The organism is Pseudomonas sp. NFACC37-1 (assembly GCF_900101575.1).
GTDB lineage: Bacteria > Pseudomonadota > Gammaproteobacteria > Pseudomonadales > Pseudomonadaceae > Aquipseudomonas > Aquipseudomonas fluorescens_AA.
The window spans coordinates 221,494-241,845 of record NZ_FMUZ01000002.1 but is presented as its reverse complement, the minus strand read 5'-3'; the positions used below and the strand labels follow the sequence as shown (position 1 = coordinate 241,845).

Here is a 20,352-nt window from a genome sequence, read left to right as displayed (position 1 = left end):
CGGGACGAGTCGGAAAACCCCGACAGGCAGCGCCCTGGCCGAAACAGGGGCGCGATTGTCCGGGATTCACGAGCAGAAGCAAAGACTTAGCCGAGGAGTGGTTGTGCGGATCAGATCAAGCCAATAGAAACAGCCGCCGTATTTCCTGTGGGAGCGGGCTTGCTCGCGAAAGCGGTGTGTCATTTAGCCGATGCGTTACTGATGTACCGACTTCGCGAGCAAGCCCGCTCCCACAATGGCGATGCTGAACCCGAAATGCACATAAAAAGCCAAGCCCCCCTGCCCCCGGCTCCTACAATCAGGTTGAATAGCCACAATCGATCCAGCGCCCACAGGAGCCCAGCATGACCGCAACCGTTCTGGTACTGGTTGAAACCGTCAATGAATACCTGCCGATTCTCGAGCGGCAGGGTTACCACCTGGAATTGGCGCCCACGCCGGCCGAACGCAAGACAGCGATTTTCGAACACGGTGAACGCTTCAGTGCGGTACTGACCCGTGGCCCCTTGGGTTTGACGGAGGAAGAAATCGGCGCCCTGCCCAACCTGCAAATCATCTGCGTGATCGGCGCCGGTTACGAGCAGGTGGACCTGCAAGCCGCCCGCAATCGGGGCATCGTGGTAACCAACGGCGCCGGGGTCAACGCCTCGTCGGTAGCCGACCACGCCATGGCGCTGCTGCTGGCGCTGGTGCGCGACATCCCCCGGGCCGATGCGAGTGTGCGCCGTGGCGAGTGGGCCAAGGTCATGCGCCCTTCCCTGGCCGGCAAGCGCCTGGGCGTGCTGGGCCTGGGCGCGGTGGGCATGGCCATTGCCAAGCGCGCCGCCCTCGGCTTCGACATGAGCGTCAGCTACCACAATCGCCGGCTGCGCAACGACGTGCCCTACACCTTCTGCGCCACGCCCACGGAACTGGCCCGGGTCTCGGACTTCCTGATCGTCGCCACGCCCGGCGGCCTGGATACTCGGCAGTTGATCAACAAACAGGCCCTTGACGCCCTGGGCCCCCATGGTTTCCTGGTGAACATCGCCCGCGCCAGTGTCGTCGCCACCGCCGACCTGATCAACGCCCTGGAACAACGGCGGATCGCTGGCGCGGCCCTGGACGTGTTCGATCACGAACCCGAAGTGCCGGACGCGCTGAAAAACCTGCCCAACGTCGTACTGACGCCCCATGTCGCCGGCCTGTCGCCGGAAGCGACGCGTGGTACGGTGGAGTTGGTGGGCCAGAACCTGAACGCGTTCTTTGCCGGCAAACCGGTGTTGACGCCGGTGCCGCTACCCGACACGCAGCTTTAAAGCACGCCCAGCAAGGTCCATAACCGCCGGGATTCGGCATCGGCACTGATCAGCTCACCCAGCAGCTCGCTCAGCGGCTTGTTGCCCCACTCCACGCCGCGCCGGATCAGATAGGGCACCGGGCTGTGGGGCTCGGTACGGGCCAGGTAACCGGCGATCACCAGTAGCTGTCGGTAGGCCTCCTCACGATTGGCCGGCTCCTGGAAGACCTGGGCGGCGACCGCCTGCGGCTGAGGCGGCGACGTCGGCGCCGGGGACGTTTGCACCGGCACGATGGTGGGTTGCTGTGGGTGCATCGCGATGAACTCCTCTACCAGTGTCAGCAACGCCTGAATCACGTCCTGCAGGGATTTGTAGCCCGGCGCCAGGTTGCCCAGGTAAGCGTCGCTCCAGGCTTCGAGCCGTTGCAGGTGCTGCAGGCTCAACATCAGGCTGCCCTGGCGGTGCAACCAGAATGACAAGGGGGTGCCGCGAATCAGTTCGCTGAGTTTTTTTTGCTCGTTGCGCGCCGCTTCCGCCGACGCCTTGGCGTTCTTGCTGTCGTTGACCAACACTTGCTGACGTTGCAAGCGTTGCCAATCGTCCAGGCAGAAAGTGGCAAACGCCGGGTCCCGGCCATCGAGCAATGGCACTCGCGTCAGCAACACTTCGCTGTAGCGCCGGGCCAGCCACTCCAACGGGATCACCCGCCACGACTGGTCGCCTTCATCGGCCTGGGGATGCAACTGCTCCGGATAGCGTTCACACAACCCCGCCACCAGCGCCAGGCTGCCCGGCAACCCCTCCAGCCCGGCCCGATGCAACCAGGCCTCCCCCAGCCAGGCACTGATCATCAAGTCCTTGCTGCGCTCCAGCAGCAGCGTGGTCGCGAGGCGTTCCAGGTCCGGCCACAGGGCGCGCTTGATCGAAGACTGCCACACACCGGTGGGCAAGCTGGTGTCGTCCTCCCGGCGCAATTCGCGCAGTTGGTCGTATTCCGGCTCGTAGCGCAGGTCGGGACCACAGGGCGACTCGGCGCTGATCGGCTCGAGCAACTGAGTGACCAACTCAGGCAAAGGTGATATCGGCACGCTCACAGGCCCTCCTCACGGGTGGCAATGGCGGGGCTCGATGAGGTCGCCATGAAAGGTGATCGGGGTGCCCGCGTCGGCAGCGGCGGGATCGACAACGGCAGCTTGGAACCCTGGCTCATCAACGACAGGCGCACGAACATCAGGGTCTGTTCCGCCGTGCGGGCCTGGGTCTGGGCAGTGACCGGCAGTTGCAGGGCCAGGGGAAAATCGGTGTAGTCGACATTCGGCTGGCGCTGGGCCGATCCCAGCGCGCGCATCAGGCGCAGCAATGACCACGGCCCCTGGTACTCCCAGCCGGCCTCCAGGTCGCGCACCACCAGGTTCGGTTGCAATGGGTCATTGGCCGGACGCTGGTAGCCGTTGCGGGCCCAGCGCAAGGTCAGGCGCACGGGCTGGCCGACCATCCACCGCAGGTTCTGCTGGCCGCCGCCGGGGTAGTTGATCTGTTGGTTGCCGGCGTCCAGGCTCCAGGCGATCACCTGGTCAGCGCCGCGCTCTTCATCACGATCGGTCCGCCAGCGCACGTCCATCTCCACCCCCAGAATGCCACTCTTGTCGCGCACGAACAGCGGCCCGAGCCAAGTGCCGGCCTGTTTCAAACGGTTGAGAAAATCCTCGGCCGCCAAGCGCTCCGGCGTCTGGCTCAACACCAGCCCGGCCTGGGCCAGGGGCAGGCGTGTGTCGATCAGTTCCAGCAGGTGCTGGACCCGCGCCGGGTCGGCATCGCTGGCTCGCACATCCTGGGCAAACGGAAAGCGCCCGGCCAGGTATTGATTGAAATAGTTGGCCAAGTCATTCCAGGCGGTCGCCGCCTGGTTCTGTTGCAGGTACAGGCACCGTTGCAGAGCGCCCTGCTGCAACGCGACCGTACGCTGTGCCAGGTCACCGCGCCCACTGGGCAGGCTGGAGGTCTGCAAGATCTGCGCACAGGACGTGGTGTCCATGGTGATGAAGTCCCGGCTCACCAATTGCTCCAATTGGGCCGCCGAGCTGGCCGGATTCTGGTTCTTGTACTTGAGCAATTCATCGTTGAGGGCCATGAAGCGCGCCACCTGGTCGTGCTCCAGCGCCGACAGATTGTCCTGCTGGACGATCAGCCATTCGAGGGCGGGCATTCGCTGCTCGGCGACCTGCAGCATCACGCCGAACTGCTGGCTCAGGCTCAGCTTCAAGTCTTGTGGATCGCTGGCACCGTACAGCTGCAAGCCGAAGTTCTTCGAACCGTCCCAGCGCTGGACATCGGCCCGCTGGCTGAACAGCGGCTGGGCATCGATTTCATCCAGGCCACTCTTGATCTGCGCCAATGCCCGGCGATTGAGCAGACGTTGGAAACGGATCGCCAGGTCGCCGCGGTGCACATCCATGAAGGCTTTTTGCAACGCCACGGCCTGGGCCGTTTGCACGTTGAACCCCATACCGGGCAACGACGCGTCGCTTTCATCCAGGCTCAACCACATGGCCCGTGCGGCGGCGCCTTCGGCGGCCTGCATCAGCGCGTCACGGTAATCCGGCGGAATGCGCGGCAGTTCTTCGCCGGCATAGCTCTTGTAGCTGGCGAAGTAGTTCAGGGCGACGCTGAAATCATCACTGCCATCGCCCTGGCCCATCGCATCGGGGTTGCTGTCCGACGGATCCTTCTGCATGGCTAACGCCACGAAATCGCGCTTGAACAGTGCCTGCACCGCACCGTTCAGCGCGGTGACATGGTCCTGCAAGACCAGCAGGCCGCTGCCCTGTTGCACCAGCAGGTTGTCCCGGGAGCCGGTCTGGACGATCCACTGGTCACGAAAACTCTGCTGCAACTTCGCCGCCTGGCTCTCCAGGTCCTGCTCGATATCCGGCCCCAGCAACGCGCTGTGACTGACCTTGTCCAGCATCTGGCTGTAGCCGGGTACCAAGTCCTGGCCCTTGCCTCGGCCCCAGGCCGAATTGGTCAAGCTGACCAGCGTCTGCAAATCGTCGATCAGCGCCATCAGGTCTTCGAGTTCATTCAAGGAATTGCCGCTGCCGGCCTCCAGCCGTTGCAAGTGCAGCTTGAGGTAACCGGCCTGGCGCACGAAGTTGTCCGCCAGGAAGTAATGGTCCAGCCAGCGCTGCATCAGGCCGGTGAAGTTATCGGAGATCATCGGGCGCGCGGCGTTCAGGTCCAACCCTTTCAAATCGCTGTTCTGGGCATCGAACAGCACCCGGTTGTAGAAGTGTGCGCGGCTCAAGGTGCCGGTGTTGAGTCCCAGGGACAACGCGGTGTTGCTCAGTTGCACCAGTTCGTCCAGCGGCGCCTTGGGGTCGTTTACCACCTGGCTGAACATCTGGTTGTGCTGTTCCAGGCGTACCGCCAAGTCCACCAGTGCCTTGGCCTTCACGTAGCTCTGCCATTGCGCCGGGTCTTCACTCTCGACGTTGCCCCGGCGCTCGGTGTTGCGGATGGACTTGAGTTGCTCCAGGTCTGCGTTCAACAGATCCCGCAACGGCAAGATCCAATGATGCCGGGCGGTCAGACGCAACCCATTCTCCAGTTGCGTGTCCACCGAAGAGAACCACGAGGTGGGAAAGACCACCGAGACGAAGCGCCAGCGCGGGGCTTTTTCCAACACATTCCAGTAGTTCTGCACGTTGTGCCGGGTCGGCTCCAGTTGCGGTTCGTCGGGGTCGACGACGAGGTGGTTCTTATGGGCGCTGAGGATCAACCGCGACAGCCCCTCGGCCTGCTCCACCGAATCGTGCCAGACCCAGACCATGCCCCCCAGCCAGACCAGGCCCACCACCAACGCCACCGCCGCGGCCAACCGATGCCCACGCTGGCGCAAGCGCAACAGCCGTGGCACAGGCTGGGCCAGGCCACGCTCGGCCACCAGCCGCCGCGACCACAATTGCCGGGCGAACACGGTTTGCCCCTGGGCGCTGTCGGCGGCGGTCAACCCGTCGCCGCTGACGGCCGGCGCCTGGCTGGCGGTGAAATACAGCCCGCGAAAACGCGGCGCTTCGCCTTGGGCGTTGCCCTGGAACACCGGCTCCAGCAGGATCTGCAATGCCCGCCGCAAGCCTTCGAAACGCTCCGGCAAGCCATAGAGATCGGTGCCCAATTGTCCCGACAGCGCACCGATCTCGATGATCGACTGCGACAGCGCAGCGTTGACCTGGTCCAGGGCCTGATCACTCCACTGCGACTGCCACGCCGCATCCGGCAAATACGGCGACGACCAGCCCAGCATCGACTCCCGCGCCTCGACGGGCAGCGCGCTGACCAGTTCCTGGAACCCGGGCAGTTCTTCCATCCCGGTCATCACCACATACACCGGCAGGCTGAGACCGAAGCGTTGCAAAAGGTCGATGAAGCAGCGCCGGACCTTGAGGCTCAGCTCGGTGGTGTGCTCGATGTCATCGAGGGTGCTGAACGGCACGGTCCAGATCACCGCATCCAATGGCCGTTTGCTGCGCAAGCGCAACATCAGCCCGAGCAGGCGCCACCAGTTGCCCCGTTGCCGGTTCATGCCTTCATCGGGCAGGAACAACGCCTGGGGCACCACCAGCACCGCGCCTTCGGCATCGGAAAACCAGCGACCGAACCAGGCCGCCTTATCGGTCGGTTGCAAGCGCCACTGGGCGCACAGTCGGGCACCGTCGGTTTCGTTGCCGAGCATCATCAGCCAGGGCATCTGATAGCGGTCCCGGGTGCCCTGCTCCTGTTCCATGTGGCGCACCGCCCCATAGAAACTGCGGATCGCCGCCCCGCCCTGGGTCCGCAGCCACCAGATCAGGGCTGCGATCAACAGCACCACGACGATGGCGATCAACACCAGGGCAACGATGCTCAGGGTGCTCATGAATCCTGCTCCTGAACCACCGCCGACTCGTTCAGTTGCAACACCGGCTCGAGCTCCAAACGGATGTCACGCCAGAACACCTGCCCCAAGCCGGTCAGCAACAACACCATTGCCAGGATCGCCAGCCCCAGGCGCAAGCCGTCCGGCAACGACTGCTGCACCGGCATGCGCACTGGCGGCGCTGCCGCAGCCAACGCCAGGCGCTGGCTGACGTCGACGTAATCAGGATCGTGTTGCCAGGCGAAGGTGAACAGCGCCGCGCGCCACTTGGCCTGCTGGACCTGGCCAGACTCGCCCCGCAATCGCCCCTGGAACCCCAGGATCAGGCACTGCAGATAGACATTCGCCAAGTCCCGGGTACCGGGCATCTGCTCGTCCAGCAATTTCTTGATCGCCGCCGGCAAACGCTCGCCGGCCTGGCGACTGGCATACATGCGTGATTCGAGGGGGTGCTGCTGCCAGGCCAATTGGCCGGGCCAAGGGCTGAACAACAGGGTTTCGTCCACCAGCGCGACGAAGGCATAGACCAGCGCCTTGACCTGCTCGGTGGCCGCATCGCCGACGGTGGCGAAGGCCACCCGCCACAGACGTTGGGCACTGCGCCCGGAAAACTCCACCACCCGGTTGACCAATACCGCGGGGGCGCTGTCCTTGGGCAAGTCTTGCCATTCCTGAGACCACTTCAGCCAGGCCTGGCGAAAAGCGCTGCTCAGCGGCGCCTCATGCAGACTCCGAACCGCCCCGCCACTTCCGTCAGGCATACGACTCCCCTTTTGCGATCAGGCACTTTCATTGACTTGCGCCACGAACAACACCACTTGCCACGGGCTGCTGGCCTGGGCTGATGCCGGCGCCACGATGTGCAGCGGCAATTGCCCGTCGAACCATTGCCCGCTGGCGGCCACCACAAACAAACGGGTGTCGTCGCCGACGCTGTAGGCCACCTGTTCGTTGCGGCTCATGGCCTGGTGGGGCAAACCGCTCATGCGTTGCCGGCTCAGCAGCGGGACGTGCCGCGCCGACGCGATGATCGCCCCGCGCAACCACTCAGCCGCCGCCTGCTCGCTGGCACCGTTGGGCATGCGCAGGCCGATCACCAGGCGTTGATCCGGCTGGTCGTCCGGCAACTGGATGGAGAAGACCTGCTCGTTGCGCTCGAAGGCCAGGCTGCGATAGCCGGCACGGACCAGCTCCAGGGTGGTTTCCAGCCAATCCAGCAACGGCTCGTAGCCACGCTGCAACTCAAGAAAATCCAACGGTGCGAAGGCCGGGACGCCCGCCAGCGGATCGAGGGCCGACCAGCTCCCGGCCAGCCCCAGCAGCAAACCGTAGAGTGCCTGGGGCGACGTCACCCGGGTGTTCAGCGCCCCTTCGACTTCCGGCAAGCGCGCCCACAAGGCGGTCAATTGCCGACGGATTTCCATGGCATCGTCCTGGTTGCCGGCCGCCTGGGCCTGACGCAAGCGACCGGCGAGGAACATGCACTTTTCCCGGGCCCGGGCACACACCCCGGCGACCCGCCGGCCGAGGACCGACTCCGGCAACAGGACCGGCGTTGGTGGTGTGTAGGGTACGCGCCAGAAGCCACCGCCCTCCTTGCGGATGCGCAGCAGCGGCAGGCAGATCGAATCGGCCTTGCTCAGTTGCGTACACAGCCTCGGATTGGGTCGCCAGACGGTGATCGACTCGGGAAACTCACCGCTGGTGAGGTCCGGCAACGCCTCGCCGACCACCGATTGCAAACGGCCCTTGAGCGGCAGCAGTTGCCCGGCACGCCACAGTGGGCTGACGGCCAGGTACACCGTTACGGTGGCGTCGGCGGTCTTGTCGATCGCCTCGGTGATGTCCAGCTCCAGCGTCGGCCCGACGCCAGCCTGCAGGTTGACCGGCAAGCCATCCGGCAAGGTCCCTTGCAATTGCAGCAGCCGTACCTGGCCGGCGCTGAGGGCCGACGGGTCGACCTCCAACTGGCTGACGCCCCAGAACCAAGGGTTGCAGGCCCCGGCGAAATGCGCAGCCAAGGCCTCGGCACGCAGCCCCTGCAATTGAAAATGCTGGGGCAACAATTGCATACCCTCATGCCAGCACACCGCGTCAGGTAACAGACTCATACGACTCCCTTCGACATCCCAATGTCGCCGCCCATGGCGGCCCGCGGTTTACTCAAGGCTGACGGTCATCACGCTGGCCATCGTTGACGAGGGTCATCTCGCGACTGTCGAACTTCAGCCAGGCCTTGCGCTGATCGTCCAGCCGAAGCCGGTGGGCTCCGGGAGTGTTATAGCTGGCGAAGACCAAAAGTCCAGCGGCGCGCCGGCCCTCCAATGGGAAGGGTTGGCGATCGATGAATTGCCCCGGGACCAGCTCCAGCCCCCACACCGACATGAGTTGACGATAGTCGCGCTGGAACTGTTCGCGCTCGGCGAACCATTGGCTGGCGGTGATGCCCGACAGCTGCTTGAGCAGGTCCGGGTCGTTCACCGCGATGAAATCCACCGCGATCGGCGTGTCGTCATTGGCCCGGGGCGCGACGTCCAGGGTCAGGCTGTCCAGGTCGACACTGGGCGCAAAGAACGAGCAACCGGTGAGCGCCAGGCTCAAAAAAAATCCATAAAAAAACCCACGCAAAATGAATCTTCCTTTTCTCAGCGGTCAAAAATTGTTTTTGCTTGCTTTTTTATAGACCTGTTCTAGCGTCTTGGGTAGTTCGACCCACACGGTTGAATGGACCAGGTTCGTCAAGGGAATGACAGGTTTTCTGCCGCCCGTTTGCAACCTGCGGATCAGCAAGGGAATGCGATGAGCGGGCCTCCCGATGCATTGCTCCCACACATGCATCGGAGTCGGCCGCCATGGCAGAAAGTACCCAGCACAAGCTCGACAGAGTCCGTCCTCCCCGCGTCCAGATCACCTATGACGTGGAAATCGGCAATGCCATCGAGAAAAAAGAATTGCCACTGGTGGTCGGCATTCTGGCCGACCTCTCGGGCAAGCCGTTGGACCCGCTGCCCAAGCTCAATGAGCGGCGCTTCACGGAAATCGATCGGGACAACTTCAACGAGGTGCTCGCCTCCATCTCCCCCCGCGCCACGCTGCAGGTGAACAACACCCTCAGCGGCGACGACAGCAAGCTCAACATCGAGCTCAACTTCCGGCACATCGACGACTTCGACCCGGTCAAGGTCGTGGGGCAGGTCACGCCGTTGCGTCGGTTGTTCGAAGCGCGCCAACGCCTGCGGGATCTGTTGACCAAGCTCGACGGCAACGATGACCTGGACAAATTGCTGCGTGACGTGATCGCCAACACCGAGGGCCTGCAGGAGATCAAGTCGGCCCGTCCCCAGGACGCAACGCAGGAGTTGCCGACCGTCGCTGCCAACGATGACCCTGCCCCGGCCGAACCACAGGCCTGATCGCGCGCATCATTCAAGGGAGATAACGCCATGCCTGCTTCATCCAGCGCTCAAACCAGCGAGAGCACGACCCAGACCCTGTCCCTGCTGGACAAGATCATCGCCGAAGGCCGCATGGCCCACGACGATAGCCAGCAAGACTACGCCCGCGACATGCTGGCCGAATTCGCCACCCAGGTCCTCGACGAAGGCATGGCCATCGACAAGGACACGGTGGCGATGATCAACGATCGCATCAGCCAGATCGATGAGTTGATCAGCGCCCAGCTCAACGAAGTGCTGCACCACCCCGACCTGCAGAAACTCGAAGCCTCCTGGCGCGGCCTGCACCTGCTGGTGCAGAACACCGAAACCAGCACCCGGCTGAAATTGCGCCTGCTCAACGTCACTCAGAAAGAACTGCAGAACGACCTGGAAAAAGCCGTCGAATTCGACCAGAGCGCGCTGTTCAAGAAAATCTACGAAGAAGAATACGGCACCTTCGGCGGGCATCCGTTCAGCCTGCTGGTGGGTGACTACACCTTTGGCCGGCATCCGCAGGACATCGGCCTGCTGGAAAAACTCTCGAACGTCGCAGCCGCCGCGCATGCCCCGTTCATTGCCGCCGCCAGTCCGCGGTTGTTCGACATGACCAGCTTCACCGAACTGGCGATCCCCCGGGACCTGTCGAAGATTTTCGAGAGCCAGGAGCTGATCAAGTGGCGCGCCTTCCGGGAAAGCGAAGACTCGCGCTACGTGTCCCTGGTGTTGCCGCACTTCCTGCTGCGCCTGCCCTACGGTCCGGACACGCTGCCGGTGGAAGGCATCAACTACGTCGAAGACGTCAACGGCACCGACCACAGCAAATACCTGTGGGGCAATGCCGCCTGGACGCTGGCGCAACGCATCACCGAAGCCTTCGCCAAATATGGCTGGTGCGCGGCGATTCGCGGGGCCGAAGGCGGTGGTGCGGTCGAAGGCCTGCCGGCCCATACCTTCCGCACCAGCTCCGGGGATCTGTCGCTCAAATGCCCGACCGAAGTGGCGATCACCGACCGCCGTGAAAAAGAACTCAACGACCTGGGCTTCATCTCCCTGTGCCACAAGAAAAACAGCGACGTGGCAGTGTTCTTCGGCGGCCAGACCACCAACAAGGCCAAGGTCTACAACACCAACGAGGCCAACGCCAACGCGCGGATCTCGGCGATGTTGCCGTATGTACTCGCGGCTTCGCGTTTTGCCCATTACCTGAAGGTGATCATGCGCGACAAGGTCGGCAGTTTCATGACCCGCGACAACGTGCAGACCTACCTCAACAACTGGATTGCCGACTACGTGCTGATCAACGACAACGCGCCGCAAGAGATCAAGGCGCAGTACCCATTGCGCGAAGCCCGGGTGGACGTGACGGAGGTGGCCGGCAAGCCCGGCGCCTACAAGGCCACGGTATTCCTGCGGCCGCACTTCCAGCTGGAGGAGTTGACCGCCTCGATCCGCCTGGTGGCGACCCTGCCACCGCCGGTAGCTGCCTGACGGTTGAACTTGTGGCGAGGACACTGTTGTGGCGAGGGGATTTATCCCCGCTGGGGCGCGAAGCGGCCCTAAATACCGGCCACTCGGTGTATCCGGCAGATTAAGCTGACTGCTCAAGGGGCTGCTGCGCAGCCCAGCGGGGATAAATCCCCTCGCCACAGGGGTTCGACATTCGTTTATAGGGGTATTGGGTACCACCTACTTGTCTTCTTCAGGAGTTCCACACAATGGATGCAATCATTCTCGACCTCGGCGGCGACATCAAGGGCGACAGCCTGCTGGAGGGGTTCACGGACAAGATCGAGGTCATGTCCTACAGCCATAACGTGGCCATGCAGGTCACCAACGACGTCAGCAACTCGGAGCGCACCTCCGGCCGGCCCCACATCGGCGAATTCACCCTGACCAAATTCGTCGACAGTTCCACCCCCACCCTCAATGAATATTGCTGCGCCGGCAAGCCAATCCCGCAAGCCGTCATCACCATCGGCCGCAACGCCGCCGAGGGCAGCGGAAAACTCATGCCCTTCATCATCTACACCCTGACCAACGTCGTGCTGTCCAACGTCAGTGTCAGCGGCGGCACCGGCGGCAAACCGGTGGAAACCCTGTCGCTGAACTTCACCAAGATCAAATGGGAACTCACCGCACAGAAAGACGACGGCACCAAGGAAGGCACGGCGGGCACGACCTGGGACCTGGCCGCCAACAAAATGACCAAGTAAGGCCGCCGCGCCCATGGCTGGCTTCGGGCTGCGCCCACCCCTGTTCGAACGCCTGGCCAGCCCGGCGGACGACACCGGGCGGGCGTTCGACCGACAGGCGTTGCAAGACTCGGTGCATGCCGAACTGTCGCGCCTGTTCAATACCCGACGCGGTCCGCGGGCGCTGACCGAACCACCGAGCATCCTCGACTATGGCATCGCCGACTGGACCGCGCTGCAACAGCAGCGCAGCGATGACCGGCGCCAACTGACCCGGGAAATCCGCCAGGCCATCACCCACTTCGAACCTCGCCTGCGTCTGGGCGAGGTCCAGGTCTGCCCGGTGCCAGGCCATCCGCAGCAACTGTGCATTCGGCTGTCGGGCGAGCTGCGCGGCGACCTGCACGCATGGCCCGTGGCCTTTGTCATCGAGCCCGCCGGCGACGGCCTGGAGGTACGCCATGAGCGACTCGATTGACCCGCAACTGCTGGACTATTACCAACGCGAGCTGACCTGGTTGCGTCACGCCGGGAGCCTGTTCGCCGAGCGTTATCCCAAGGTCGCCCGGCGCCTGGAGCTGTCCCCCGGCGAATGCCCCGACCCCCACGTCGAGCGCCTGCTGGAAGGGTTCGCCCTGCTGGCCGCGCGTTTGCAACGGCGGCTGGACGACGATTACGCCGAATTCAGCGATGCCCTGCTCGAACAACTTTATCCGTTGGCCATGCGGCCCTTGCCATCGTGCGCCATCGTGCAGTTCGAGCCCGACCCGAGCAAAGGCAACTTGAACGAGGGCTACCCGCTGCCCCGCGACACACCGCTGTTCGTCACCACCGACACAGGCCAGAGCATTCATTTTCGCACCACGGCCGCCGTGCAGCTGTGGCCAGTCCACGTCAGCGAAGCGCTGCTGTTGGGCAGCGATGAAACCCAGGCACTGACCGGGGTGGTCCAGGCCCGCTCGGCCTTGCGCCTGGAGTTGCGATGCCTGGGGGAAAGCCAGTGGTCGACGCTGGGGATCGACTCGCTGCGGGTGCACCTGGCGGCGTCACCGATGATCAACGCCGGGCTGTACGATTTGCTGGGCGCCCACGCCATCAAGGTCCTGGCCGGCGCGCCGGGCAGCGTGCCCGAGCCGTTGGCCGGCTTGCCGCAGATCGTCGGCTTCGCCAGCGACCAGGTCTTGTTGCCGGACGAGGACGGCGTGCACCCTGGCATGCGCCTGCTGGCCGAGTACTTTGCCTTCCCGGATAAATTCGGTTTCTTCGACCTGCCCCTGGCCGGCGCCACCAGCGACAGCCAGGCCTTGTACCTGTACATCGTGTTCGACCGTGCACCCGGCAGTCGCCTGCCGCTCCAGGCCAGCGACATCGCCCTGGGGTGCACGCCGGTAATCAACCTGTTCCCCCGCACGTCCGAGCCGCTGCGCCCGGATGGCACCCGCAGCGAGTACCGGCTGGTGGCCGACAGTCACCGGGAAAACAGCGTCGAGATCCACAGCATCCGGGGCATGCGCGCCATCTCCGGCCAAGGCGTGCGCAAAGTGCCGGCCTACTACGGCAGCCAGCATGGCAGTGACCAAACCTGCTACTGGCATGCGCGCCGGGTCAGCGGCATGAGCCCGAACCGGCTGGGCACCGACTTGATGGTCAGCCTGGTGGACACCCGGCTCGACCCGCTGGCCGACACCCGCGACTACAGCCTCACCGCCGAACTGCTGTGCACCAACCGCCACCTGGCCCAAAGCCTGCCGGCCGGTACGCCGCTGGGTTTCGAGCGCCCGGGACCGGTGGCCTGGGCACGCCTGCGCAACCCACCCAGCCCGCAAAGCCTGCCGCGCCTGGACGGTGAATCGCGCTGGCGGCTGGTGTCGCAATTGACCCTCAACCATCTGTCACTGGTCGAAGGCCCCCAGGCATTGGACGCACTGCGTGAAATTCTCGAATTGCACAACCTGCGGGACGAAGCCAGCGCCCACCGCCAGATCGAAGGGGTCGCCGGACTGGGTTGCGAGCGCGTCATCGCCCACGTCGGCGAAGACGCTTGGCGCGGCTGGCGCAACGGCCTGGAGGTGCGCCTGCACCTGGATCCGCAACACTTTGTCGGCAGCAGCGCCGTGCTCTTTTCCGGCGTGCTGGCGCAGTTCTTTTCCCTTTACGCCACCGCCAATCGCTTCGTGCGCACTGTGCTGGTCCAGTCCGACAAGGAGGTGAAGACATGGCAACCCCAAGCCGGCAAACCCCTGGTGCTCTGAACCTGAGCGAGCGACTGCGACGCGACCCGCAACGCTTCGAATGGCTCCAGGCCTTGCTGTTGCTCGAACGCGAACACCCCCAGGCCGCCCCACTGGGCAGCGGCACCGCGCCGCACGCCGAAGCCTTGCGCCTGCGCGGGCCCTTGACGCCGCTGTTCGCCGCCAGTGAAGTCGAGAGCCTGGACCACGAGCCCGGTCTGCCGCCCACCTTGACCACCCCGATCTTCGGCCTCGGAGGCCCGGACGGCCCGCTGCCCTACGCCTATCAGGAATGGCTGCAACAGCGAGCGCGGGCGAAGGATCACGCCCCGGCGGAATTCCTCGACCTGTTCCAGCATCGCCTGCTCAGCCTGCTGTACAAGGTGATGCGCAAACATCGCATCGCCCTCGGTTTCACCGCCCCAGGCGCGTCCGCCGTACACGCACAACTGCGAGCGTTGACCGGCCTGCTGCCCAAGGCCTTGCAGGAGCGCCAGGCCGCCCCCGACTCGGCGGTCCTGGCCTGCACCGCGCTGTACGCCGATGGCCGGCGTTCCCTGGACGGGTTCGCGGCGATTGTTCGCGAGCAGTTCGGCTTGCCCGTGGAACTGAGTGCCTACGAAGGTGGCTGGCGTGAAATCCCGCCCGCCAGTCGCAGCCGCCTGCAACCGGGCGGGCGCAACCTGCGCCTGGGCCGCAGCGCGGTGGCCGGCACCCGGGTCTGGGACGAACACGCCGGCGTGCGCCTGACTCTCGGCCCGCTGAGCACGGCCCAGGCCAGCGGATTGCTGCCCACCGGCGAGACCCATCCGCTGCTCGCCAGCCTTTACGCCCTGTACTTCGGCCCTGACCTGGACTGCACCCTGGTGCTGCTGGTCCGCGGTGCCGGCCCGCTGCAACTGGGTCGCCAGGCAGCGCCACGGCTGAACTGGAACGGTGGTCTGCAACGCCAGCCAAGCCTGGCCGTGCAACGGATCGAAACCCGCCTTCGCCAGCCGGAGATTGCCTGAAATGGAACTGGCCAGCCTGATCGGACGCCTCAACCCGGACAACCGCCGCGCCCTGGAACGGGCCGCGCAACGCTGCATGCAGCGCAGCCATCACTACGTGGAAATCGAACACCTGCTGTTGGAGTTGCTCGACATCGAGGGCGGTGACTTCGCCTGCCTGCTGCCGCGTTTCGGCCTGGAACGTGACGCGGTGGCCGCGGAAACCAACAAGGCCCTGGACCTGTTCAAATCCGGCAGCACCCGCACGCCCGCCCTGTCGGCGCACACCATCGGCCTGCTGGAAGATGCCGTGGTCCAGGCCAGCGTGCTGGGCCTGGACAGCATCCGCTCCGGGCTGTTGCTGCTGGCACTGCTGGACCGTGATGAACGCCGCAGCCTGCTGCTCAACAGCGCCTCGTCGTTGCTGCGCATTCCCCGCGACGCCCTGCGCGCCCAGCTATTGGAATGGACCGAAAGCTCCCGTGAGCATGTCGCTGGCGTGCGCCCGGCCAAGCCCGGCGAGGCGCCACAGAAACAGGACCCGGTGCTGGACCAGTACACCCAGGACCTGACCGCCGACGCCCGGAACGGTCGCATCGACCCCATCGTCGGCCGCGACGGCGAAATCCGCCAGTGCATCGACATCCTGCTCAGGCGCCGACAGAACAACCCGATCCTGGTGGGCGCGCCGGGTGTCGGCAAGACCGCCGTGGTGGAAGGCCTGGCCCTGCGGATCGCTGCCGGGGATGTGCCGCCATCGCTGCAGGAAGTCACCCTGCGCGTCCTCGACCTGGGCCTGTTACAGGCCGGCGCCGGGGTCAAGGGCGAATTCGAACAACGCCTCAAGGGCGTGATCGATGCGGTCCGCAGCGCCGAAAAACCGATCATCCTGTTCATTGACGAAGCCCACACGCTGATCGGCGCCGGCGGTGCGGAAGGCGGCAACGATGCGGCCAATCTGCTCAAGCCGGCCCTGGCCCGGGGCGAACTGCGCACCCTGGCCGCCACCACCTGGCTGGAATACAAAAAATATTTCGAGAAAGACCCGGCCCTGGCCCGCCGCTTCCAGTTGGTGCAGGTCGAAGAACCGGACGAACTCACCGCCGTGGAAATGCTCCGCGGCGTGGCGAGCAAACTGGAACAGCACCACGGCGTGCAAGTGTTGGACGCCGCCATCCACGAAGCGGTGAAACTGTCCCACCGCTACATCTCCGGGCGGCAGTTGCCGGACAAAGCCATCAGCGTGCTCGACACCGCCTGCGCCCGGGTCGCCCTCGGCCAACACGACGTGCCGCCGCCACTGGAAAGCCTGCGCCACCGGCAGAACAGCCTCAAGGATGAAGTCGAACGCCTGCGCCGCGAACAGGCCACCGGCCTGGATCACCGCGAGCGCATCACCCTGCTGGAGGGCGAATCGACCAGCAATGTGCAGGCCATCCGTGAGCTGGAAACCCGCTGGGGCGAAGAGCGCGAAGCCGTACGCGAACTACTCGACACCCGGCGCGAACTGCTGGCCCTGAGCGAACGGGCCGACAGTGAAAAAGCCGACACCGAGATCGATAACCGCATCGACCACCTGGCCGCCGAACTGCTGCGCCTGGAAGCCGGCCTCGATGCCATTCGCCAGGACGATCCGCTGGTGCCCGAACAGGTGGACAGCAAGACCGTCGCCGCGGTGATCGCTGGCTGGACCGGCATTCCGGTGGGCAAGATGCTCGCCGACGAGGCCCACGCCGTGCGCACCCTCGGCCAGCGCATGGGCCAGCGGGTCATGGGCCAGGGCACGGCATTGAACACCATCGCCCAACGCCTGCAAGCCTACCGCGCCGGCCTCACCGACCCACAGAAACCAGTCGGCGTGTTCCTGCTGGTGGGCCCCACCGGCGTGGGCAAGACCGAAACCGCCTACGCCTTGGCCGATGCCTTGTACGGCGGTGAACGCAACCTGATCAGCATCAACCTCTCGGAGTACCAGGAAGCCCACACCGTCAGCCAACTCAAAGGCGCCCCGCCCGGCTACGTCGGCTACGGCAGCGGCGGCGTGCTTACTGAAGCGGTGCGGCGCAAACCCTATTCCGTGGTGTTGCTGGATGAAATCGAAAAGGCCCACCCGGACGTGCTCGAAGCCTTTTACAACGTCTTCGACAAAGGCCTGATGGAAGACGGCACCGGCCTGGTGGTGGACTTCAAGAACACCGTGATGCTCGCCACCAGCAACGTCGGCGCCGAACTGCTGCTGGACACGCCGGCGGCGCAACTGGGCACCGACGCCTTCAACGAGGCCTTGCACAAGGTGCTGCTGCAAGCGTTCCGTCCGGCGTTCCTGGCACGCATGACGGTGGTGGCGTACCGGCCGCTGGATGAAGCAACGCTGGAAGGGATCGTGCTGGCGAAGCTGGAAAAATTGCGCGGGCGCTACAAGGCCGCGACAGGCAAACAGTTCGAATTCGATGCCGGGATCGTCAAGGCCGTGTTGGCCAAATGCAGCGCGGCGGGGGCACGGGATGTCGAGAACGTGTTGATGACACAGGTGACAGGGAAATTGGCGGAGTGGGTGCTGGAGTAAGGAGCACAGGGATCATGAGAATCGGTAGCTTCAACGTTGAAAAAAACGGCAAGTCTTCCACCCTGGAAAAGCAAACCCAGGTGGACATCTTTCTCTACAACTGTTGCTCCAGTAGCTACTGGGATGCGGACATCGTATTTTTGTGTGAGATACATTCGGCCCAAATCGAAAACTACCGCTCGAACCTGGCTGCCATCTACAAGAACTACAGTGTTTATGCCTTTACTGGCGGCTACTCGAACGCCTACATCGTCATGGTCAAAAGCTTTGAGCGATTGCAAGTGATCAGCCAGGGCAGCCTGTTTACCCTGAACAGGGATTTGATTGCGGTGGAAGCCAACGGCGTGAAGGGTTATACGGGCTACGTGTTCCTCGCACACTTCAAGTCCGGCCAGAATGGCGTGACCAAGAGCCAGCTCAAGTCCTGTACGTCCCTGGGCGGTAAATGGGTCGCAACAGGTGACCTGAACCTGGATTATCAAAAAGTAGGGCAACTCGATACGGCGGGGCTTGCCTATGAGTGTTGGAACGGCCAGCAGACCCAGAGCAAGGGCGGCATTCTCGACTGGGTACTGGCATCGGTGGACGTAAGGGTCGTGCCGGTTGACATCACCGGCCTCGCCCAGGTGTTCGATATGTCCGGTCCCGATCACCGCCCCATCCTTTTCGATGTGACAAGTTGAACGACAACGGTCGTCGTTTTCCACGCCCTGCCGAGGACGCTTGATGCCCCGCTCCACCGACAGCAACACCACCCTCTCCCTCACCGCCAGTTCGCTGTCGGCGCTGTACCCCGAATCGCTGTCCGGCGAAGAACGCCTCAATGCCTTGGGCTCGCACACTCTCAACGGCATCAACGACGGCGCCTCGCTGGACCTCACCACGGCCGTCGCCAGCCACGTGACCACCACGCTGCACAAGGACGCCTTGCTGCGCCCGCTGGATGGGCTGGTGGCCGAGATTCGCCAACTGCCGGCCGATGCCACCGCCGAGCGTTATCAGCTTTTGCTCCGGCCCTGGCTCTGGTGGTTGAGCCTGGCCAGCAACAACCGAGTGTTCCAGAACCTCGCCACCTCGGACATCGTCACCACGATTTTCAAGGCCCACGGTTTCACCGACTTCCAGCTCAAGCTCAGCGGCAGCTACACACCCCGCGAGTACTGCGTGCAATACGGCGAAACCGACCTGGCCTTCGTCTCGCGGCTGCTGGAGGAAGACGGGATTTTCTGGTTCTTCAGCCATGAAGACGGTAAGCACACCTTAGTACTGGCCGACAGCAATGACGCCTTCGTGCCCATCCCCAATGGGCCGACGGTGAATTATCTCGGACAGAAAATGGGTGAGCGAGAACTGCACGGTATCCGCTCAGGGCAGGTATGCCTGCAGGCGGTGGCCGGGGTTTACCAGGCCACCGATTATGAATTCACCACGCCGACCACATCGCTCTTCAGCCAGGCAGAAGCCGTGGCCGGGCCGAGTTCGATGTATGAACATCCGGGCGGCTATACCGCCAAGGCCCAGGGCGATGCACTGACCAAACAGCGGGCGGACGGCCTGCGCAGCCAGGAGAAACGTTTTGTCGGCGAAAGCGACTGCCGCTGGCTGGTGCCGGGGTATTGGTTCACCCTCGCCGGCCATGAAGACACGGCGCTGAATATCGACTGGGTCGTGACCTCGGTCAGCCACGAAGCCAGCCATGAAAGCTACCGCAATCGCTTCGAAGCGATCCCCAAGGCCACGGCCTATCGACCAGCCCGCGTCACCGCAAAACCGCGTATGCACACCCAGTCGGCCGTGGTGGTGGGCAAGGCCGGCGAAGAGATCTGGACCGATGAATACGGCCGGATCAAGTTGCAGTTCCCCTGGGACCGTACCGGCAAGAACGACGAGACTTCCTCCTGCTGGGTGCGCGTGGTCCTGCCTTGGAGCGGCAAAGGCTTTGGCATGCAGTTCGTGCCGCGCATCGGCCAGGAAGTCATCGTGACCTTCATCGACGGCGACCCGGATCGTCCCTTGGTCACCGGTTGCGTCTATAACGGCGACAACGCCCTGCCCTACCCGCTGCCGGCGAACCAGACCCAATCCGGAATCAAGACCAACTCATCCAAGGGCGGTGGCGGGTTCAACGAGTTGCGCTTCGAAGACAAGAAGGACGCCGAAGAAGTATTTCTCCAGGCGCAAAAGGACTTCAACATCAACGTGCTCAATGACACCACCGCCACCGTCGGCCACGACGAAACCCTCACGGTGCAGAACGCCCGCACCCGCACGGTGAAGGACGGCGACGAAACCGTCACCCTGGAGAAAGGCAAGCGCAGCGTGACCATCCAGACCGGCAGCGACAGCCTCGATGTGAAGGACACCCGCACCGTCACCGTGGGCTCGGACCAGACCCACAGCACCGGCGGCAACTATGAGCACAAGGTCACCGGCAATTACAGCCTGACGGTGGACGGCAACCTGACCATCAAGGTCAGCGGCACCCTGACCCTGCAAAGCGGCGGCAGCTTCGCCATCAAGAGCGGCGCGGACCTGGCGGCTCAGGCCAGCACGTCCATCAGCCAGAAAGCCGGCACGGCCCTGAGCAACCAGGCCGGGACGTCATTGGAAAACAAGGCTGGCACCACCCTGACCAACGACGCCGGCATCAGCCTGGTGAACAAGGCGGCCGCCGAACAGACGGTGGACGGCGGCGGCATGCTGACCATCAAGGGTGGCCTGGTGAAGGTCAACTGACGGGAG

General features: G+C 64.1%; 15 protein-coding genes. 10 read left to right on the top strand and 5 right to left on the bottom strand.

All coding sequences use genetic code 11. From position 1 onward, the window contains the following. Positions 1-344 precede the first annotated feature (344 nt). A complete protein-coding gene (locus tag BLP82_RS03285; RefSeq protein ID WP_092165335.1) occupies positions 345-1,298 on the top strand; it encodes a 2-hydroxyacid dehydrogenase in 954 nt (317 codons plus the stop codon). On the opposite strand, the gene tssA is transcribed toward BLP82_RS03285, so the two are convergent. From tssA to BLP82_RS03260, 5 genes are read right to left on the bottom strand one after another with little or no spacing between them, the layout of a single operon-like run. Beyond that, positions 1,295-2,374 carry a type VI secretion system protein TssA gene (gene tssA / locus BLP82_RS03280; RefSeq protein WP_092165333.1) on the bottom strand — a complete coding sequence of 360 codons (1,080 nt, stop codon included), beginning with the start codon at positions 2,372-2,374 and terminating at the stop codon, positions 1,295-1,297. The genes BLP82_RS03285 and tssA overlap by 4 nt on opposite strands. Beyond that, a complete protein-coding gene (locus tag BLP82_RS03275; protein WP_092165331.1) occupies positions 2,371-6,195 on the bottom strand; it encodes a type VI secretion system protein in 3,825 nt (1,274 codons plus the stop codon). Before BLP82_RS03275 ends, tssA begins: the two co-directional genes overlap by 4 nt. Continuing rightward, positions 6,192-6,956, bottom strand: coding sequence for a DotU family type IV/VI secretion system protein (locus BLP82_RS03270; RefSeq protein ID WP_092165329.1), 765 nt, complete (start codon positions 6,954-6,956; stop codon positions 6,192-6,194). The genes BLP82_RS03275 and BLP82_RS03270 overlap by 4 nt, the downstream gene beginning before the upstream one ends. An 18-nt stretch (positions 6,957-6,974) precedes the next feature. Further along, the gene (gene tssK / locus BLP82_RS03265; RefSeq protein ID WP_092165327.1) at positions 6,975-8,306 is read right to left on the bottom strand and encodes a type VI secretion system baseplate subunit TssK; all 1,332 of its coding nucleotides are present in this window, start codon (positions 8,304-8,306) and stop codon (positions 6,975-6,977) included. Positions 8,307-8,358: 52 nt separating this feature from the next. Next, positions 8,359-8,823 carry a type VI secretion protein gene (locus BLP82_RS03260; protein ID WP_092165325.1) on the bottom strand — a complete coding sequence of 155 codons (465 nt, stop codon included), beginning with the start codon at positions 8,821-8,823 and terminating at the stop codon, positions 8,359-8,361. A gap of 224 nt (positions 8,824-9,047) precedes the next feature. Between BLP82_RS03260 and tssB the strand changes: the two genes are divergently transcribed. The 9 genes from tssB to tssI all read left to right on the top strand — a co-directional run bounded on the left by tssB (position 9,048) and on the right by tssI (position 20,346). Continuing rightward, positions 9,048-9,608 (top strand): type VI secretion system contractile sheath small subunit, encoded by a 561-nt coding sequence (gene tssB, locus BLP82_RS03250; RefSeq protein WP_092165321.1) that lies wholly within the window; start codon positions 9,048-9,050, stop codon positions 9,606-9,608. A gap of 30 nt (positions 9,609-9,638) precedes the next feature. After that, positions 9,639-11,120, top strand: a complete 1,482-nt coding sequence (tssC, locus tag BLP82_RS03245) for a type VI secretion system contractile sheath large subunit (protein WP_060741946.1) — start codon at positions 9,639-9,641, stop codon at positions 11,118-11,120. Between the two features lie 227 nt (positions 11,121-11,347). Beyond that, entirely contained in the window at positions 11,348-11,845 is a 498-nt protein-coding gene (locus BLP82_RS03240; protein WP_046063980.1) for an Hcp family type VI secretion system effector, read from the top strand. 13 nt (positions 11,846-11,858) lie between these two features. Continuing rightward, on the top strand, positions 11,859-12,302 hold the full coding sequence (gene tssE, locus BLP82_RS03235) for a type VI secretion system baseplate subunit TssE (RefSeq protein WP_092165319.1): 444 nt from the start codon (positions 11,859-11,861) through the stop codon (positions 12,300-12,302). Then, positions 12,286-14,076, top strand: coding sequence for a type VI secretion system baseplate subunit TssF (tssF, locus tag BLP82_RS03230; RefSeq protein ID WP_092165317.1), 1,791 nt, complete (start codon positions 12,286-12,288; stop codon positions 14,074-14,076). The genes tssE and tssF overlap by 17 nt, the downstream gene beginning before the upstream one ends. After that, positions 14,040-15,065 (top strand): type VI secretion system baseplate subunit TssG, encoded by a 1,026-nt coding sequence (gene tssG / locus BLP82_RS03225; RefSeq protein WP_092165315.1) that lies wholly within the window; start codon positions 14,040-14,042, stop codon positions 15,063-15,065. The genes tssF and tssG overlap by 37 nt, the downstream gene beginning before the upstream one ends. A gap of 1 nt (position 15,066) precedes the next feature. Further along, the gene (gene tssH / locus BLP82_RS03220; RefSeq protein ID WP_092165313.1) at positions 15,067-17,610 is read left to right on the top strand and encodes a type VI secretion system ATPase TssH; all 2,544 of its coding nucleotides are present in this window, start codon (positions 15,067-15,069) and stop codon (positions 17,608-17,610) included. Positions 17,611-17,624: 14 nt separating this feature from the next. Further along, on the top strand, positions 17,625-18,293 hold the full coding sequence (locus BLP82_RS03215) for an endonuclease/exonuclease/phosphatase family protein (protein ID WP_092165311.1): 669 nt from the start codon (positions 17,625-17,627) through the stop codon (positions 18,291-18,293). 43 nt (positions 18,294-18,336) lie between these two features. After that, the gene (gene tssI / locus BLP82_RS03210; protein ID WP_092165309.1) at positions 18,337-20,346 is read left to right on the top strand and encodes a type VI secretion system Vgr family protein; all 2,010 of its coding nucleotides are present in this window, start codon (positions 18,337-18,339) and stop codon (positions 20,344-20,346) included. Positions 20,347-20,352: the final 6 nt, after the last annotated feature.

Coding starts and splice junctions, on each gene's coding strand:
- BLP82_RS03285 (WP_092165335.1), top strand. CDS start 345: ATGACCGCAACCGTTCTGGTACTGGTTGAAACCGTCAATGAATACCTG.
- BLP82_RS03275 (WP_092165331.1), bottom strand. CDS start 6,195: ATGAGCACCCTGAGCATCGTTGCCCTGGTGTTGATCGCCATCGTCGTG.
- BLP82_RS03270 (WP_092165329.1), bottom strand. CDS start 6,956: ATGCCTGACGGAAGTGGCGGGGCGGTTCGGAGTCTGCATGAGGCGCCG.
- tssK (WP_092165327.1), bottom strand. CDS start 8,306: ATGAGTCTGTTACCTGACGCGGTGTGCTGGCATGAGGGTATGCAATTG.
- tssB (WP_092165321.1), top strand. CDS start 9,048: ATGGCAGAAAGTACCCAGCACAAGCTCGACAGAGTCCGTCCTCCCCGC.
- tssC (WP_060741946.1), top strand. CDS start 9,639: ATGCCTGCTTCATCCAGCGCTCAAACCAGCGAGAGCACGACCCAGACC.
- BLP82_RS03240 (WP_046063980.1), top strand. CDS start 11,348: ATGGATGCAATCATTCTCGACCTCGGCGGCGACATCAAGGGCGACAGC.
- tssE (WP_092165319.1), top strand. CDS start 11,859: ATGGCTGGCTTCGGGCTGCGCCCACCCCTGTTCGAACGCCTGGCCAGC.
- tssF (WP_092165317.1), top strand. CDS start 12,286: ATGAGCGACTCGATTGACCCGCAACTGCTGGACTATTACCAACGCGAG.
- tssG (WP_092165315.1), top strand. CDS start 14,040: ATGGCAACCCCAAGCCGGCAAACCCCTGGTGCTCTGAACCTGAGCGAG.
- tssH (WP_092165313.1), top strand. CDS start 15,067: ATGGAACTGGCCAGCCTGATCGGACGCCTCAACCCGGACAACCGCCGC.
- BLP82_RS03215 (WP_092165311.1), top strand. CDS start 17,625: ATGAGAATCGGTAGCTTCAACGTTGAAAAAAACGGCAAGTCTTCCACC.
- tssI (WP_092165309.1), top strand. CDS start 18,337: ATGCCCCGCTCCACCGACAGCAACACCACCCTCTCCCTCACCGCCAGT.